Origin of the sequence: uncultured Friedmanniella sp. (assembly GCF_964244005.1) — a bacterium.
Lineage (GTDB): Bacteria > Actinomycetota > Actinomycetes > Propionibacteriales > Propionibacteriaceae > Microlunatus.
Map to the genome: position 1 here is coordinate 97,569 of NZ_CAXTHG010000005.1, position 16,745 is coordinate 114,313.

Genomic DNA, 16,745 nt, shown 5'->3' on the forward strand with positions numbered 1-16,745 from the left:
TGCCTCCGCTTCGCTCCGGCGCGGATCGCGCTCGAACCCTCCGTCGACGTCGTCGTCGGTGAACGAAAAGCGTGTTCACCGTCTCCTCCTTTCGACGCAGGCGCGCGATCCGTATTCTTTGCCTCCGCTTCGCTCCGGCGCGGATCGCGCTCGAGGCGATCCGGTCCTGCGTGCTGCCCGGCCGCTGCTCACGCGTCGAACACGACCTGGCGCTCGCTGATGGTGGCCGGCGGCAGGTCCTCGCCGTCGGGCTGCTCGGCACGTTCGGCCTGGTGCAGCAACCGCCAGATAGCCGTGCCGAGCAGGTCGAGCTCGGTGGAGGCGTACCGCTCGCCGCCGAGGCTGCGGGTGCGTTCGGTCTGCCGCGCCAGGGCGTCGGCGTCCTGGCGCAGGATGCGCCGGCCCTGCTGCTTGACGACGGCCCGGACGAGCGGTGCCGGTAGCGGTGAAGAGAAGCGAACCACGAACCAGGCGCGGGTCCGGAACGGTGACAGCGGCAGCTGGACGAGGGTGTTGACGATCCGGAACCAGCCCTCGACGGCGTACTCGATCTGGGCGATCGACGGCAGCAGGAAGCGGTCCCAGTGGTCGAAGGTGCGGCCCGAGCTCTCGGGCAGCCGGACCGGACCCATCCCGACCGGCTCGCCGAGGTACTGCACCTCGACGCCGCCCTCGATCGGCCGGCGGATCGCCGTGATCGTGTTGCGGGGAGCGTTGCCGCGGAAGAGCCCGCGGTGCAGAAAAGCCGTGTGCGGGACGTCCAGCGCGTTCTCCAGCGAGGCCCGCAACGTCGACTCGACGTCGCACCGGAAGACGGTCTCGCCCGCGCCGCGACCGCCGACCACGGGCAGCGCGTACGGGGGGCGGGTGGGTTCGGCGTCGGGCTCGCCCCACGCCCAAACGAAGCCGTCCTGCTCGACGCAGGCGTGCGCGGGAACGTGCCAGGTCGACTGGGTCCGGACCTGGCGCAATCCCGGGACCCGCAGGCACTGCCCGCCACCGTCGTAGGACCAGCCGTGGTAGCCGCACTGCAGCAGGCCGTCGTCGGTGACCCGGCCCAGAGACAGCGGGTAGTTACGGTGCCCGCACCGGTCGAGCACGACGGCCGGTACGCCCGCCGCGTCCCGGAACACCACCAGCGGGACGTCCATCAGGGTGACCGCCAGCGGTTTACGGCCCAGCTCGGACGACCGGGCCACCGGATACCACCAGCGCCGTGGGAACGCGACCGAGTGCGACCCGACATCCATGCGCCCATGATGCCGGTCCAGGCCAACGGCTGCGGACCGAGGACAACCTCAGATGCCGTGGACGTCGACCTTCGTGCCGGTGAGGAGGAGCTTGAGATCGTCTGGGTCTGACGTGAGGACGACCACCGGTGGCGGCATGGCCAGCGCCGTCGCCGCCACGACGGCGTCCACGGTCAGGTCGCGAGGCTTGCGAGGCAGGAGACCGGCGGCCGCTCCGAGCTCACCTGCTCGGTAGCCCAACGCATCGGTGACTGGTTCGAAGCGGACGGCCTTGACGATTCGGCGGACGTTGGCGTCTCGAGGGGAGCCGTCCGTGATCTCGGCGAGCGTCAGGGTCGAGGCAGCCAAGGTGGCACCGGTCCGCTTCGCGACCGCAGCCCAGACCTGCATCCGCCTGTCGGTCTGAGCCAGGGCAGACAGGGCTTCGGCGTCCAGCACGATGGAGCGCAGCAGCGGGATCAACGGCCGGCGAGCTTGGCGAGGACGCGGTCGACGTCCGCCTCGTCGACCGGTCCGTGCTCAACCTCCATCCGAGCCAGGGCGTCGTCGAGGGCGTCGCGCTCGAGCTGGCGGGCCACCGCAGCAGCGACGTACGCGGAGAAGCCGCGAGCACCCACACGGGCCCGCACACCCTCGGAGATCGTCGCCGGCATCGACACGGAATGCTTCTCGCTCGCGTCCGTCACACGGGCGGACGACGAGGTGGTGGTGGATCGGCTTCTCGTCACGCCGCAATGCTACTCGCAGTAGGATTTGGTGCGTCGATCGACTTCCAGCGGATTTAGTACTGGCCCTTGTCCTGGCCGCCCTCGAGCAGGGCCCGGGAGCCGGACACCCCGAGCCGGGTGGCGCCGGCGGCGATCATCCGGCGGGCGTCCTCGAGCGTGCGGACGCCGCCGGAGGCCTTGACCCCGAGCCGGCCGTCGACGGTCTGGGCCATCAGGGCGACGGCGTGCTCGGTGGCCCCGCCGCTGGGGTGGAAGCCGGTCGAGGTCTTGACGAAGTCGGCCCCGGCGGTGACCGCAGCCTGGCAAACGGCGACGATCGCCTCGTCGCTCAGGGCGGCGGACTCGATGATCACCTTGAGCACGGCCGCCGGGACGGCCGCGCGGACGGCAGCGATGTCCGCGGCGACGGCCTCGTACGCGCCGGACCGGGCGGCGCCGACGTCGATCACCATGTCGATCTCGTCCGCACCCTGCAGGACGGCGCCGGCCGCCTCGGCGGCCTTGATCGCCGAGGTGTGCTTGCCGCTGGGAAACCCGGCGACGACCGCCACCTTGAGCTCGCTCCCGGCGGGGATCTCCAGCGGCAGCATCGACGGCGAGACGCAGACCGAGTACGTGTCGAGGGCGACGGCTTCGGCGACCAGGGCGGTGACGTCGGCCGGGGTGGCTTCGGGCTTGAGCAGGGTGTGGTCGATCAGCCGGGCGATGGACGCGGGACTGGACGGGTCGGCTGCGCTGGCGGTCATGGTGGTAACTCCTCTGGGTAGTGCGGATCAGGAACGGCAGTGGACCGGGGGGTCAGGGCTCCAGGGCGAGGCGCGCGGCCGCCTCGTCGGTGACCAGGACCGAGCAGAGCCGGCTCGTCAGCGCGGCCCTGATGACGGGCGCCTTGGCCGGCCCTGACGCTACCGCGATCCCCTGCGCGGCCGCGGTGAGATCAGCCAGACTCAGCCCGATCGTCCGGCTCTCGAGGTCGGGGTCGGCGACCGTCCCGTCGGGCCTCAGATAGTGCCCGAGGACGTCGCCGCAGGCCCCGGCGGCGCGCAGCCTGGTCAGCTCGTCGGCGGTGACGGCCCCGCTGCGGACTAGCACCGAGGTCGGGGAGAGGACACCGAGGGAGAAGAGCAGCGCGTCCGCGGTGCGCGCCTTCGCGAGGGTCTCCTGGACGAACTGCTCGGTGTAGAGCGCCTGCCGGGTACCGGCGTGCTCGACGATCGCGGGCACCGGCAGCAGGCTGGCGCGGCCGTGGCCGCTGCGGGCGATGCTCATCGCGACGTCGGCTGCGGTGGTGGGGCGGACGGAGCGGCTGATGCCACCGTTGACCTGGATGACCTCGAGCCCGTGCGCCCAGCCGCTCGGCAGGATGGCGGCGATCTCCTGCAGCGTGTTGCCCCACGAGACCCCGAGCGTGCGCAGCTGGGGATCGCGTGTCCGGAGGTAGTGGGCTGCGGCCCGCACCACGTGCGTCGTCGTGTCCTGCTCGTGCTCTTGGGTCGGGACGACGATGCAGTCGGCCAGGCCGTACCGCGTCATCAGGGTGGCCTCGAGCTCGCGCCGCCGGGTCTGCGGATGGACGACCGTGATCTGGACGATGCCCTCGGCGCGGGCCTGGTCGAGCAGCCGACCCACCTTCCACCGGGTCAGGTGCAGCTCGCGCCCGATGTCCTCCTGCGTCCGGTCCTGCTCCCAGTAGCGCTGGGCGACCTGCAGCAACAGCTCGGCCGGGTCCGGCGGCACCGGACCGGCCTTCATCGGTGGGCCAGCCGGTCGACCGACTCGTGCATCAGCGGCGTCAGCGCGACGAGCAGCCCGACGTAGTCGTCGTAGGTCTGCTGGTAGACCTTCTGGGTCGTCGGGTCCGGCGTCAGGGTGCGGGTCGGGGGAGCGTACGCCGCGGCGCCCTCGTCGAGGTCACGGACCAGGCCCGCACCGGTGGCGGCGACCACCGCGCAGGCGCGCAGCGTGAGGTTGTCACCCGAGACGATCTCGGCTTCGCGGCCGAGCACGTCCACGCTGATCTGTTGCCACAAAGGGTTCTTCTCGATCCCGCCGGAAAAGACGAGCCGCTCGCAGACCACGCCGGCCCGTTCGAAGGAGTCGATCACGCCGCGGGTGCCGCAGGCCACGGCCTCGACCGCGGCTCGGTACAGCTCCTCGCGGGTGGTGCCCAGGGTGAGCCCGACGATGGCGCCGCGCAGCCGGGCGTCACGGTACGGGGTGCGGTTACCCATGAAGGTGTCCAGGGCCCGCAGGCCGTGCGCTCCCGGGTCCACCGCCGCCGCGCCCGCGACGAGAGCCGACAGGTCCTGTCGCGCGACGCCCATGATGTTCTCCGCGGCCCAGGTGAGCACCGAGCCGCTGGTGACCTGGCCGCCCTCGACCAGCCACGTGGACGTCCGCAACGCGTGCGGGTACGGCCCCCAGACCTCGGCGGTGGCCACCGGCTCGTCGACCTCGGCGACGATCGCCGACGAGGTGCCGGAGACCAGCGACACCACCGAGCCTGCCGACCCGCCGCACGCGAGCAGCGAGACGTGGGCGTCGATGCCGCCGACGCAGACCGGGACGCCGGCGGTGACGCCGAGCGCTGCTGCGGCCGCCGCGCTGAGCGGGCCGGCGACCGAGCCGACCGGCAGGATCTCGTCCGGCAGCTTGGGCACCAGGTCCTCGACGCCGAGCGCGGCGTAGAGCTCGGTGGCGAACCGGCCGCGGAGGCTGTCGTAGTTGTACTTGCAGACCGCGTTCAGCTGTGAGCCGACCCAGCGTCCGGTCAGCCGGTAGGTGAGGTAGTCGACCGCCTCCACGATGCGGGCGGCGCGGGCGTACGTCTGCGGCTGCTGCTCCTTCAGCCACATGGCCTTCGGCAGCAGCCACTCCGACGCGTCCGAGCCACCCGACCAGGCGAGGATCGGGTGGTCGGCGGCGAAGCCGGCTGTCCGTTCGGCCTGGGCGGTGGCGCGCGAGTCCATCCAGAGGATGGCCGGCCGCAGCGGGGTGCCCGCTGCGTCGAGGACGGCGACCGTCGACGCGGTGGTGGCTGAGGCGACCGAGACGACCGGACCGGCCGCCCGGCACGCGGGCGTCGCCAGCAGGGCCTGACTGGCGTCGGTGACCGCTGCCCACCAGTCCTGAGGGTCCTGCTCGGCCCAGCCCGCCCGCGGGAACACGGTTCGGTAGGGCCGGTGCACCGACCCGAGCGCGGTCCCGTCGGTCGTGAACGCACCGACGCGGGCACCCTCGGTCCCGAGGTCGAGGCCGAGCAGTATTCCCATCGTCAGTGGGCGTTCGGGACGAAGATCACCTTGGAGGAGTGCTCCGAGCGGTCACCGAGGGTCGTCATCATCGCGGGCAGCTTCGACAGCGGCAGCTCGTGGGTGATCATGAACTCCCACTTCAGCTCCCCGCTGGCCAGCTTGTCCGCCGACGTCCGCCACTCGGCGCCGGGGAAGGGCGCCGAGAACGAGTTCCAGGAGCCGTGCAGGGTGATCTCGAGCCGCATGAACCGGTTCCAGGTCTCCTTCGAGAGCTCGACCGGGGCGTGCGGGATGCCGACGAAGACGGCGTGTCCGAGCGGTCCCGTCAGGTTGGCCGCCATGTCGGCGGTGACCGGGACGCCGGCCGACTCCAGCACGACGTCGTAACCGCGTCCCGCCAGCGCCTTGGCCTCCGCGTGGGTCTGCACCGCGGCGGTGGCCCCGGCTTCGAGAGCCATCGCTGACTTTTCCTCGCTGAGGTCGATCGTCACGATCTGGCTGGCGCCCGCCAGCTTGGCCCACTGCACCGCGAACAGCCCGATCGGGCCGGCGCCGACCACGAGCACCCGGTGCCCGGTCCGCAGTCCGGTCTTCCACAGCGCGTGCAGGGCGATCGCGGCCGGGTCGAGCATGGCCGCCGCGCGCGGGTCGATCCCGGCGGGCATCGCCAGCAGGTTGCCGACCGGGGAGACGACGTACTGGGCGTACGCGCCGTCGCTCCGGCTGCCGAAGTAGTCGTAGTCCTCGCACAGGCCGAACTCGCCCATCAGGCAGAAATCGCAACGCTGGCAGGGAATCAGCGGGGGCACGGAGACCAGGTCGCCGACCGCGAACCCGGTCACGCCTTCGCCGAGCTGCTCGACCCAGCCCGAGAACTCGTGGCCGCAGATGATCGGCATCACGTAGCCGCCGTTGCGCAGCATCCGTGGGATGTCGGAACCGCAGACCCCGCACGCCGCCACCTTGAGCAGCACCTCACCGGGCCCCGGCGTCGCGACCGGCACCTCCGTGACCCGGATGTCTCCAGGGGCGTGCATCACAGCGGCCGTCATCGTCGCGGGCGTCATGGTGTTCTCGTTTCGGTCGTCGGGTGGGGCAGGACACCCACGTTAGGGGCGTTGCGCGCCATCGACCAACGTTTGTGGACGGCTTTGCTCATCTGAGCATCCAGTCTCGGCACCACCAGGGCAACGGTCCGTCGTCACCGACGAACGTGCCGGTGGGGCCGTCCGGGCCGAGGGCGGCCATCTCGACCAGCACGGCGACCGCCTCTTCCCCGGTCCTGCCGCCGATGCGCCGGAACGCCTCGAGGTCGACCGAGCCAAGGGGTCGGCGGAGGAAGTCGCTGAGGGTCAGGCCGGGGGTCACCGAGTTGACCCGGCTGAGTCGGCCACTGGCGAGCTCCGGGCGTCACGGCGAGAGCAGGGACGGCGCCAACCATGACGCCGGATCTCTCGGCCCTACGACCTCGCCGACAAGGACGGTGGCTGCGACCGCTGAGTCCGGTTCCGGTAGGCCGAGGGGCTCAGCCCCGTGCAGCGCTTGAAACGCGTGGAGAAGTAGAGCGGGTCGTCGAAACCGACGGCGCGGGCGACCTGGGCGATCGAGCGGCCGGTGAAGTCGAGCAGCTGCTCCGCCGCCAGCATCCGGGAGCGCTCGACGAAGCGCATCGGCGCCGTGCCGAGCTGGTTGGTGAAGAGATGGCTCAGTCTCGACGCGGACAACCCGGCGCTGCGGGCCAGCGAGTCGACGGTGATGGGCTCGGCCAGGTGGCCGTCGATCTCGTCCAGCACGCTGAGCAGCCGGGGATCCAGTGGCCGGGTGTCCGGTGTCTGGGTGGATGCCCAAAGCAGAGCCGCCTCGAAGGCGTTCTGCGCGAACAGCTCCGCCCGGACCAGTCCGCCGCGCCCGAGAGTGACGGACTGGGCCAGCGACTGGGTGACCCGATGGTGGGCCTCACCCGTCGTCCTGAGCCGACGGAGCCCGGGGGCGACCTCGGGCCAGCCCAGCAGCGGCAGCCATTCCGGGCGGGGGTTGAAGTGCGCGAACTGCAGGGACCAGACCGCGGCCCGGTCGCCGGTGCCGTAGTCGTGCCGGATTCCCGGCCGGTAGAGGACGAGATCACCCTCGGTCGTCATCAGCGCGCCGCCTTGGGGCAGACCGAACCGCCCACGCCCGGCAACGGTGTTGACCAACAGCCAGTCGGTGGTCCCGTGGGTCCGCCAGGTGGCGTACTCGGGGCCCTCCGACAGAGCGCCGGTGAGCAGCCGGTGGACGACCGGGGCGAAGGACTCGGTGGTCATCGAAGGAGGATCTCCCATGAAGTCAGGGCCAGGGCCTATGGTCGGATGCACTGATATCACCAAGGCTAGGGCGTGATCCAGGTCCCAGCTCCGGCGCTGGCAGGCCACGAGCCGAGGAGCACCATGATCAGGTTCGAGTGGGTGGCGACGGCGGTCAGCCTGCGGTTCGTGGCTGCCCCCGAGTCCCCGGTGCGGCTGGTCGACATCGGCGCTGGCCCGAGCGGCGGGGCGTTCGAGGCCGCGGCCTACGACCGGGCGCACCAGCCGCTGGTCGAGGTGATGACCCCGCGGTTCGGGAACAACAACGGCAGTACCGCGCTGCGGCACAGCGGCACCCGGCTGGGGGCCGCGCTGCGCTACGCCGGGCACCAGAGCATGACCCGCGACGGTGTCGAGACCCTGGTGGTCGACCAGCTGGACCCCGAGAGCGGGCTCCGGGCGCGCAGCACCTTCGAGGCCCGGCCCGGCGTGCCGGCCGTCCGCACGAGCACGACGGTGTCGCTCGTCGCGGGTGCCGAGCCGCTCACGCTCTGGGCGGTGACGGCCTGGTCGACGGGAGCGGTCGTGTCCGAAGAGGTCAACGCGCTCGACGTGTGGCGCGCCGAGTCGGGCTGGATGGCGGAGCACCGCTGGGCCCGAGTGCCGCTGCGGGGCGCCGGTCTCGTCGCGACCCGCCCGCGGTCACCGGGTGAGACCGCCGGGAGTGCCATCGCCGTGGCGAGCAGCAGCAGCTGGTCCGCCGGGGCGCACGTGCCGGCGGGCGCCGTGCAGAACCGGCGGACGGGGCGGACGCTCGCCTGGCAGGTCGAGCACAACGGGGCCTGGCTGTGGGAGGTGGGGGAGCGGCCCTGGTGGGGCTGGGCCATGAGTCCCCTGGTGGCCAGCGAGGAAGCGGCTGGTCCGCCCACCGAGGACCGGGGTCGAGACGGGGCCTACGTCGCGGTGCTCGGACCCACCGACACCCGGCACGCCTGGTCCCTCACCCTCACCGAGGACAGCTCGTTCACCACGGTGCCGGTGAGCTTCGCGGTAGCGGACTCCCTCGACGACGCGTTCGGCCGGCTGACCGCGCAGCGACGAGCCACCCGCCGCGAGCACCCGCAGAACGTCACCCTCCCGGTGGTCTTCAACGACTACATGGACACCCTGGAGGGCGATCCGACCGAGGCGAAGCTGCTGCCGCTGATCGACGCGGCCGCGGCCGTCGGGTGTGAGTACTTCTGCATCGACGCCGGGTGGTACGACGACACCGCCGGCTGGTGGGCCTCGGTCGGGGACTGGACTCCCTCGACCGTCCGCTTCCCGCGGGGTATCGGCTTCGTCCTCGACCGGATCCGGCACCACGGACTGGTGCCCGGGCTCTGGCTGGAGCCGGAGGTGGTCGGGGTGCGCAGCCGGGCGGCCGGCACCTTGCCGGATGAGGCATTCCTGCAGCGGTCAGGCGTACGGATCCGTGAACGAGACCGCTATTTCCTGGACCTGCGGAGCCCGCAGGCCCGGGCCCATCTCGACCAGACCGTGGACCGGCTGGTCACTGACCTCGGCATCGGCTATCTCAAGCTCGACTACAACGTGACTCCGGGACCGGGCACCGACGTCGACGCCGAGAGCGTCGGCGAGGGCTTGCGCCGGCATCAGGCGGCCCTGCTGGAGTGGCTCGGCGGCGTGCTGGACCGGCACCCGGACCTGGTGCTGGAGAACTGCGGGTCCGGAGCGCTGCGCTCGGACTTCGCCATGCTCGGACAGCTGCAGCTGCAGTCGACCTCCGACCAGCAGGACCCGCTGCTCTATCCCGCCATCGCGATCGGCTCGGTCGTCCACATCCTGCCCGAGCAGGCGGCGCAGTGGGCCTATCCGCAGGCCGGCATGTCCGATGAGGAGATCGCGTTCACGATGTGCACCGGGCTGGCCGGGCGGCTCTACCAGTCCGGCCTGCTCGACCGGATGGACCCCGATCAGCTGGCCCTGGTGGCCGCAGGCGTCGCCGCCCACAAGCTGACCCGGCACGCCATCGCCCGTTCGACGCCGCGCTTCCCGACGGGGCTGCCGAGCTGGGACCAGGCCTGGCTCTCGGTGGCCTTCGACGCCGGACCGGAGACGTACGTGCTGGTCTGGCGGCAGTCCCACGCGCCGCGGGCCGGGCGGCTCGAGCTGCCGCACCTGGGTGGGGCGGAGCTGGCCATCGAGCAGGTCTACCCGCCGACGGACCGGTTGCCACGGTGGGACCTGCGGCGTACGGAGGGGGGTCTGCTGGTCGAGGTGGCCGGTGACGCTGCCGCGGCCCGGATGTACCGGATCACGTCAGTCTCACCGAGTCCGACGGCTGGTTGAACCGCGGCCCGGTGACGGGCCCCGGTTGACCTCTGAGCCGGTGAACAACCGGTCAGGGCCCGGTGTTCACCCAGCCCTCACCGCACGGACCGCCCTCGGCAGACTCGGCGATCGTCACCTCATGGCCGTCGGGATGAAGCAGCGGGATGTAGAACTGCGCCACCTCGACACTGGTCTGCGGGATGTAGTGGAAGATGAGCGAGCGCCGGAACCGGTCCGCGCTGGTGTTGGACCGCGACCCGTGCACCAGGCTGCCGTGAAAGAACAGGACGTCTCCTGCCTTCATCTCGGTCTGGACCCGTGGCGCGGACTCCGGCACCGGAATGGTGGCACGTGAGAACGACTCGTCGGGATCGGCATCCTCTGGGCACAGGATCTGGATCTGATGAGATCCCGGGATCACCATGAGTCCGCCGTTCTCCGCGTCGCAGTCGTCGATGGCGATCCAGGCGGCGAGGCACGTCTCGGGGTGCGCCTGCAGGAACAGGTTGTCCTGGTGCAGGGCCTGGCCGCGGGCCGTGGGGGGCTTGAAGTAGAACATCGACTGGGCTCCGTAGGCCGGCCCGATCAGCTCGGTGACCACTCCGAAGATTCGTCGGTCCGTCATCAGTCGACGAGCAAGACGGCCGGCTTCGACCTCCGGGTGACGGTGCGGGTGCACAAACCTGGGGAATCTCGCCAGGATGTCCTCGCTGGGAACGTGGTCGTCGAAACCTAGTGACCGGTCGGCCTCAACCTGCTCGGTGAAGACTGTGCGAATCTCTGCGATCTCCGCCGGGGAAAGCAGCTGCGGGATCAGGATCACTCCGTCGGACAGGTAACGCTCGGTGATGTCTTGACGTTCGGTCATCAACTGGGTCATGGGTCGAGTCTTCCGACAATCGTGCTGTGTCACCAGATAATCGACGGTCGGATCTATGGAAGTTCCTGCTGCGCAGCGGACCCGATCACGGCTCCTGCCCGGTCAGCCGCCGGTCACACCCCGGCGGGACGCCCAGCCAGCAGCTCCAGGTTCACCGAGCGCGGATAGTGACACGCGACCAGCCGACCGGGGGCCGCCTCGGCCAGCGGCGGGTCCACCTCCACGCACAGGTCCGTAGCATGATGGCACCGGGTCCGGAAACGGCACCCCGACGGCGGGTTGATCGGGCTCGGCACATCGCCCTGCAGCACGATCTGCTCGCGGGCGGCACTGAGGCGAGGGTCGGGGATCGGCACTGCCGACAGCAGGGCCTCCGTGTAGGGATGCATCGGGGCGGTGTAGAGCGAGGCCGAGTCACACAGCTCCACCAGCCGGCCGAGGTACATCACCCCGATCCGGTCCGCGATCTGCCGCACCACGGCCAGGTCGTGGCTGATGAAGAGGTAGGTCAGTCCGAGCTCCTCCTGGACGTCCTCGAGCAGGTTGACCACCTGGGCCTGGACGGAGACGTCGAGACCAGAGACCGGCTCGTCGGCCACGACCAGCCGCGGCTGCATCACCAGAGCTCGGGCGATCCCGACCCGCTGCCGCTGTCCGCCGGACAACCCACGGGGATAGCGACCGGCCAGACTTGACGGCAATCCCACCCGGTCCAGCATCTCGGTGACCTTGCGGTGCCGGGCCGCCGGGTCCCGCTCGCCGTGCACGAGCAGCGGGTCGCCGATGATGTCGGAGATCCGGCGCCGGGGGTTGAGCGAGGCGAACGGGTCCTGGAAGACCATCTGCAGGTCCCGACGGTACGGCCGGAGCTGCCGTTCCGACAGCTGGCTGATGTCGGTGCCGGCGAATCGCAGGCGACCCGCGGTCGGGGTGTTGAGACGGATCAGGGTGCGGCCGAGGGTGGACTTGCCACAGCCGGACTCCCCGACGAGGCCGAGGGTTTCGCCCTCGCGTACGTCGAAGGAGACGTCGTCCACGGCGTGCACCACCGTCCCGCGGCGCCCCGGGACGTTGAAGTGCTGGACCAGGGACTCGACCTCGAGCAGTGTGCCCATCAGACCCGCCCTCCCAACAGCAGGTGGCGCAGGGCAGGACGTTCGGCGGGTTCGCGCCAGCACGCGTCGACATGGCCGGGCTGGCTGCGGGGCAGCAGCGGCGGCTGCTCGGTGCAGCGGTCGATCTCGACGGTGCATCGGAGTCGGAAGGCGCAGCCGGTGGGCAGTTGATCGAGCTGCGGTGGCGACCCGGGGATCGCGGTGAGCCGGTCGATGCGATCGAGATCGATCCGGGGCACCGACGCCAGGATGCCCCAGGTGTAGGGATGCTGGGGGTGGTAGAAGACCCGGTCCCGGTCGGCCTGCTCGACCACCTTCCCGGCGTACATCACCGCCACCCGGTCCGCGACGTCGGCGACGATGCCCAGGTCGTGGGTGATCAGCACGATGGCGGTGCCACGGGTCTCCCGGAGCTGGCGGAGCAGGGCCAGCACTTGGGCCTGGATCGTGACGTCCAGCGCGGTGGTCGGTTCGTCGGCGATCAGGATCTCCGGCTCGCAGGCCAGCGCCATCGCGATCATCACCCGCTGCCGCATCCCCCCGGAGAACTGGTGCGGATAGTCCTCCACCCGGCGGTCCGGGGAGGAGATGCCGACCTCGGCCAACAGCTCGACGGCCCGGGCCCGCGCCTGCTTGGGTCGCAGGTCCAGGTGCAGCCGCAGCACGTCGACGATCTGCCGGCCCACCGTCTTGGTCGGGTTCAGCGAGGTCATCGGGTCCTGGAAGACCATCGCGATCCGAGAGCCGCGGATCGGTCGGAGCTCCGCGTCGGACAGCTTGACGAGGTCCCGCCCGCCGTACCAGATCTCACCGTCGATCGAGCGGGCCTGGCCACGGGTCAGCCCGAGCAGGGTCATCGCCGTGACGCTCTTGCCGGAACCGGACTCACCCACCACGGCGAGCACCTCGGCCGGCCGGAGGTCGAAGGTGACTCCGTCGACGGCACGCACCGGGCCGGTCGGTCCGTCGAAGGTGACCTGCAGGTTGCGTACGCTCAGCACCGGCTCGGCCTGACTCTTGGTCGGCGGTATCTCCTCGGTCGGGGTCGTCTCGTCGGTCGGCATCAGCGGACTACTCATCGGCGCAACCTCGGATCGAGCAGGGCGTACGACGCGTCGGTCAGCACGTTGATCAGGACGTACGTCAAGGCGATCACCAGGGCAGCGCCCTGGACCACCGGGTAGTCCCGGGTGGTGATGGTCGAGACCATCAACCGGCCGACACCCGGATAGGAGAACACCGCCTCGGTCACCACCGCACCGCCGAGCAGCCCGGCGACCTGCAGCCCGAGAATGGTCACGATCGGCAGCGAGGCGTTGCGGAAGATCTCCGACCAGAAGATCATCGAGCGCCCCATGCCCTTGGCCCGGGCCGTCCGGACGAAGTCCTCGCTCATCGTCTCCACGAAGCTGGCCCGGGTGATCCGCATCAAGAAGCCGGCGGTGGTCAGCCCCACGGTGACCGCCGGCAGGATCAGGTGCGCCGCCCAGGGCCGCAGCAGGTCGTAGCGGTTCTGCAGCACCGCATCGACCAGCACGAAGTTGGTGGTGGGGGAGTAGCTGGTCCCGGGCGGGAAGCGGCCGAAGCTCGGCAACCAGCCGAGATAGACGCTGAAGACGACGATCAGGGCGACGCCGAGGAAGAACCAGGGCATCGAGAACAGCACGGTGGCGACGGTTCTGGCCAACCCGTCCAGCCAGGTGCCCGAGGTCGCGGCGGCCAGCATGCCCGTGCTCAGCCCGACCACGACCAGGACCACGCCGGCGGCCACGGACAGCTCGATGGTGACCGGCAGGGCTTCGCGCAGCAGATCGACCACGGGTGTGGACCCGGTGAAGGAGTTACCGAGGTCAGCGTGTACGAGGCCCTTGAGGTAGATCCAGTACTGCGCGAGCAACGACTCGTCCAGGCCCAGCAGACGCCGGATCTCGGCCTTCTGCTCGGGTGTGGCCGTGGGCTGGACCGACTGCTCCACCGCGTCGCCCGGCACGACCCGCAGCACGATGAAGACCAGGGTGACGGCGCCCCAGACCACGAAGGGGACGGCGAGCAAGCGGCGTCCGAGTGCCCTCATGCCCGGGCCCGCTTGCCGCTCAGGGCGTTGCCGGGGTCGAGCACGTCACGCAGGTCGTCGCCGGCGAAGTTGCAGGCCAGCACGAAGAGCGTGATCAACACGCCCGGCACGATCGCCAGGTCGGGAGCGTCGAAGAGGAACTCCTGCGCCTCCTTCACCATCAGACCCCAGTCCGGGTTGGGCGGTTGGACACCCAGCCCGAGATAGGACAGCGCGGCGCTCAGGCTCGTCGCCACCGCAACGGTCGAGGTGGCTTGGACGATGATGGGTCCGACCAGGTTGGGGAGGATTTCGCGGAACAAGATCCGGGGGGCGCCGAAGCCGGCCGCCCGGACCGCCAGCACGTACTCGCGTTCGCGCTCGCGAAGGGTGAGGGCCCGTGACAGCCGGGCGAAGACGGGCAGCTGGGAGATGGAGATCGCCAAGATGACGTTCTGGACCCCGGAGCCCAGCGCGGCGACGATCATGATCGCCAGCAGGATGAGCGGGAAGGACAGCAGGACGTCCATCCCGCGGGCGACCACGGCGTCGAGCCAACCACCTCGATAACCGGCCCAGAGCCCGAGCAGGGTGCCCACCACGGTCGAGATCACCACGGAGCAGACCGCGGTGAGCATGATCGGCCGCCCGCCGTAGAGCAGCCGGGTGAACTGGTCGCGACCCAGGTTGTCGGTGCCGGCCAGGTGGCCTGGTGAGCCGGGGGCCAGCAGGGTCGAGGAAAAGTCCTGGGTGGTCGGTTCGTAGGACGACAGCAGAGGCGCCGCCAGGCTCAGCACGACGACCAGCAGCAGGAAGCCCCAGACGACGACCGAGGACGGCCGGCGTAGGGCCTGCCGGAGCCCGCCAAGGCCATGCGCCCCGATGGCCGGGGGCAGCGCAGGCGTACCCACCGGCAACACGCTCATCCGACGGTGGCCTTCTCGAAGAAGGTGCGGTAGGTGCCGAGTGCGTCCGGGTTGAGGTTCTGGACGTTGCTCTGCTGGACCGTCGGGAGATAGCGGTAGGCCACCATCGCCGTGGCCAGGATCTCTTCGGTCCAGTAGGTCTGCAGCTGCACGTAGAGGTCCTTGCGCTTGGCCTGGTCCGGTTCGCCGCGGGCAGCGGTGAGCAGTTGGTCGAACTGCTTCTGCTTCTCGGGCAGCAGGGACTCCACGCGCAGCCACTGCTGGTTGTAGCTCGAGTCCCCCGCCAGCAACGGGGTGAGCTTGTTGTCAGGGTCGGCGACGAAGGCCGAACGCTGCTCGAGGAACACCTCGTGCTGGTTCTTCACCGCGCGATCGCTGAACGTGGCCGAGTCCAGGTACTCAACCTTGGGCTTCAGCCCGATCGCGGTCAGATTGGCCTCGATCACCTGACCGAGCGCGGGCCAGAACAAGATGTTGAGGGTGATCAGGCTGATGGACTTGCCGACGGCTCCAGCTTCGGTCAGCAAGGCCTTGGCCTTGTCCACATCCTGGGTGGACAACGCCTTCAGGCTGTCGTCGTAGCCGAGCTCGGCCGGGGTCACCATCCCGCCGGGAACTGCGGCCGCACCGGCGAAGACCGAGGAGACCACGGCCTGCCGGTCGATGGCGAGGTTGATCGCCTGCCTGACCTTCTGGTCGGCGAGCGTCGGTTTGCTGAGGTTCATCCCGAGATAGATGTCGATGTAGGGCTTCGCCTCCTCGACCACGAGACCTGAGCTCTTCAGTCGCGCGACGTTCGAGACCGGCGCGAAGCAGGTCGCGTTCACTGCGTTGCTGCTGAGCGCGCTGACCAACGAGGAGGGGTCGGGCAGGATCTGGAACACGACCTTCGACAGGGTGGGTTTGCCCTCCCAGTAGTCATCGAAGCGCTCCAGGACCACCGACTGCCCGGCGGTGAAGCTGACGAACTTGTAGGGGCCCGATCCCACCAGGGACTGACCGATCTTGGCACCCTTCGCCTCGATGGCCGCCGAGGACAGGGCGACGGAGTTGGGGTTCGAGCAGCGGCCGAGGAAGGCGACGTCCGGCGCGGCCAGCTTGACCTCGAAGGTGGCGTCATCGAGAGCCTGGTAGGACTTCACGTTGGCTCCGCCGAGCTCGGAGGAGGCATAGGTCGTGGGGTCGCGGGTGGGGTCGCTCTCGTCGAAGAGCCGGCGCCAGGAGCGCTCGAAGTCCTTCGCGCTGACGGTGTTGCCGTCGTGGAACTTGACTCCCGAGCGGATCTTGAAGGTGTAGACGAGCTGGTCGTCGGAGACCGTCCAGCTCTCGGCCAGCGCCGGCTTGGGCTCGCTGCTCACGTAGTCGACGTGCGTGAGGCCGCGAGCGATGCAGTCGATCACCATCCAGTTGCCAAAGCTGGCGAAGGAGCCGGGGTCGCTGGTGCCGGTGAGCTGGTCGACGGCGAAGATCAGCTCGCCGTCGGTGTTCGCCGGACCGGTCGGGGTCTCGGCCGGAGTGTTCGACCCGGAGGTGCCGGGTCGACTGCAGGCCGCTAGCAGACCGGGGGTCAGGATCACACCGCCACCGACGAGGGCGGAGCGGAGGAACGTACGGCGGGCCACGGCCACGTCGAGCGCGGCGGTCGCGGTGGCGGTCAAGTCGGAGGTGCTGCTGCTCATGGCGGGTCCTGTCGGATGCAGACGTACGGACAGTGGGACGAGAGAAAGAGCCGAACCGCAATAGTTTATAAAGTATGGAAACTACAGCAGCGGTACATGTCGAATCCACGCACCTTCTGTTACGGTCAGGTTACGGAATTGATGGCTTGACCGCGGGCTTGAGTAGTGAGCGCGGTCCGTGGTGTCATAAGGCCGGGGTGGGGGAGGGGCAGCGGCGGAATGGTGAAACCTCGAAACCAGCAAA

At 70.1% G+C, this 16,745-nt stretch carries 16 protein-coding genes; 1 reads left to right on the forward strand and 15 read right to left on the reverse strand.

Annotated features, from left to right (window positions below; genetic code table 11):
- Positions 1-188: 188 nt before the first annotated feature.
- The 9 genes from ACFE76_RS04830 to ACFE76_RS04870 all read right to left on the reverse strand — a co-directional run bounded on the left by ACFE76_RS04830 (position 189) and on the right by ACFE76_RS04870 (position 7,535).
- The gene (locus ACFE76_RS04830; RefSeq protein WP_375430609.1) at positions 189-1,250 is read right to left on the reverse strand and encodes a Rieske 2Fe-2S domain-containing protein; all 1,062 of its coding nucleotides are present in this window, start codon (positions 1,248-1,250) and stop codon (positions 189-191) included.
- Between the two features lie 48 nt (positions 1,251-1,298).
- Entirely contained in the window at positions 1,299-1,712 is a 414-nt protein-coding gene (locus ACFE76_RS04835; RefSeq protein WP_375430610.1) for a type II toxin-antitoxin system VapC family toxin, read from the reverse strand.
- Positions 1,709-1,909: a hypothetical protein gene (locus tag ACFE76_RS04840; RefSeq protein ID WP_375430611.1), complete on the reverse strand. Its 201-nt coding sequence runs from the start codon at positions 1,907-1,909 to the stop codon at positions 1,709-1,711. The genes ACFE76_RS04835 and ACFE76_RS04840 overlap by 4 nt, the downstream gene beginning before the upstream one ends.
- 122 nt (positions 1,910-2,031) lie before the next feature.
- Complete coding sequence (deoC, locus tag ACFE76_RS04845; protein WP_375430612.1) at positions 2,032-2,724, reverse strand: deoxyribose-phosphate aldolase; 693 nt, start codon at positions 2,722-2,724, stop codon at positions 2,032-2,034.
- A gap of 52 nt (positions 2,725-2,776) precedes the next feature.
- Positions 2,777-3,715 (reverse strand): sugar-binding transcriptional regulator, encoded by a 939-nt coding sequence (locus ACFE76_RS04850; protein ID WP_375430613.1) that lies wholly within the window; start codon positions 3,713-3,715, stop codon positions 2,777-2,779.
- An 11-nt stretch (positions 3,716-3,726) separates the two neighbouring features.
- Complete coding sequence (locus ACFE76_RS04855; protein ID WP_375430614.1) at positions 3,727-5,250, reverse strand: ribulokinase; 1,524 nt, start codon at positions 5,248-5,250, stop codon at positions 3,727-3,729.
- Positions 5,251-5,252: 2 nt separating this feature from the next.
- On the reverse strand, positions 5,253-6,299 hold the full coding sequence (locus ACFE76_RS04860) for a galactitol-1-phosphate 5-dehydrogenase (RefSeq protein WP_375430615.1): 1,047 nt from the start codon (positions 6,297-6,299) through the stop codon (positions 5,253-5,255).
- 88 nt (positions 6,300-6,387) lie between these two features.
- Complete coding sequence (locus ACFE76_RS04865) at positions 6,388-6,600, reverse strand: hypothetical protein (protein ID WP_375430616.1); 213 nt, start codon at positions 6,598-6,600, stop codon at positions 6,388-6,390.
- Between the two features lie 92 nt (positions 6,601-6,692).
- The gene (locus tag ACFE76_RS04870; protein ID WP_375430617.1) at positions 6,693-7,535 is read right to left on the reverse strand and encodes a helix-turn-helix domain-containing protein; all 843 of its coding nucleotides are present in this window, start codon (positions 7,533-7,535) and stop codon (positions 6,693-6,695) included.
- Between the two features lie 123 nt (positions 7,536-7,658).
- On the opposite strand from ACFE76_RS04870, the gene ACFE76_RS04875 reads away from it, so the two are divergent.
- A complete protein-coding gene (locus ACFE76_RS04875) occupies positions 7,659-9,866 on the forward strand; it encodes a glycoside hydrolase family 36 protein (protein ID WP_375430618.1) in 2,208 nt (735 codons plus the stop codon).
- Positions 9,867-9,918: 52 nt separating this feature from the next.
- Here ACFE76_RS04875 and ACFE76_RS04880 read toward each other — a convergent pair whose 3' ends face one another.
- The 6 genes from ACFE76_RS04880 to ACFE76_RS04905 all read right to left on the reverse strand — a co-directional run bounded on the left by ACFE76_RS04880 (position 9,919) and on the right by ACFE76_RS04905 (position 16,501).
- Positions 9,919-10,728 carry a phytanoyl-CoA dioxygenase family protein gene (locus ACFE76_RS04880; RefSeq protein ID WP_375430619.1) on the reverse strand — a complete coding sequence of 270 codons (810 nt, stop codon included), beginning with the start codon at positions 10,726-10,728 and terminating at the stop codon, positions 9,919-9,921.
- A gap of 113 nt (positions 10,729-10,841) precedes the next feature.
- Positions 10,842-11,843: an ABC transporter ATP-binding protein gene (locus ACFE76_RS04885; protein WP_375430620.1), complete on the reverse strand. Its 1,002-nt coding sequence runs from the start codon at positions 11,841-11,843 to the stop codon at positions 10,842-10,844.
- Positions 11,843-12,922: an ABC transporter ATP-binding protein gene (locus ACFE76_RS04890; RefSeq protein WP_375430621.1), complete on the reverse strand. Its 1,080-nt coding sequence runs from the start codon at positions 12,920-12,922 to the stop codon at positions 11,843-11,845. The genes ACFE76_RS04885 and ACFE76_RS04890 overlap by 1 nt, the downstream gene beginning before the upstream one ends.
- A complete protein-coding gene (locus ACFE76_RS04895; RefSeq protein ID WP_375430622.1) occupies positions 12,919-13,917 on the reverse strand; it encodes an ABC transporter permease in 999 nt (332 codons plus the stop codon). Before ACFE76_RS04895 ends, ACFE76_RS04890 begins: the two co-directional genes overlap by 4 nt.
- The gene (locus ACFE76_RS04900) at positions 13,914-14,822 is read right to left on the reverse strand and encodes an ABC transporter permease (protein WP_375430623.1); all 909 of its coding nucleotides are present in this window, start codon (positions 14,820-14,822) and stop codon (positions 13,914-13,916) included. Before ACFE76_RS04900 ends, ACFE76_RS04895 begins: the two co-directional genes overlap by 4 nt.
- Positions 14,819-16,501 (reverse strand): ABC transporter substrate-binding protein, encoded by a 1,683-nt coding sequence (locus ACFE76_RS04905; RefSeq protein ID WP_375430624.1) that lies wholly within the window; start codon positions 16,499-16,501, stop codon positions 14,819-14,821. Before ACFE76_RS04905 ends, ACFE76_RS04900 begins: the two co-directional genes overlap by 4 nt.
- Positions 16,502-16,745: the final 244 nt, after the last annotated feature.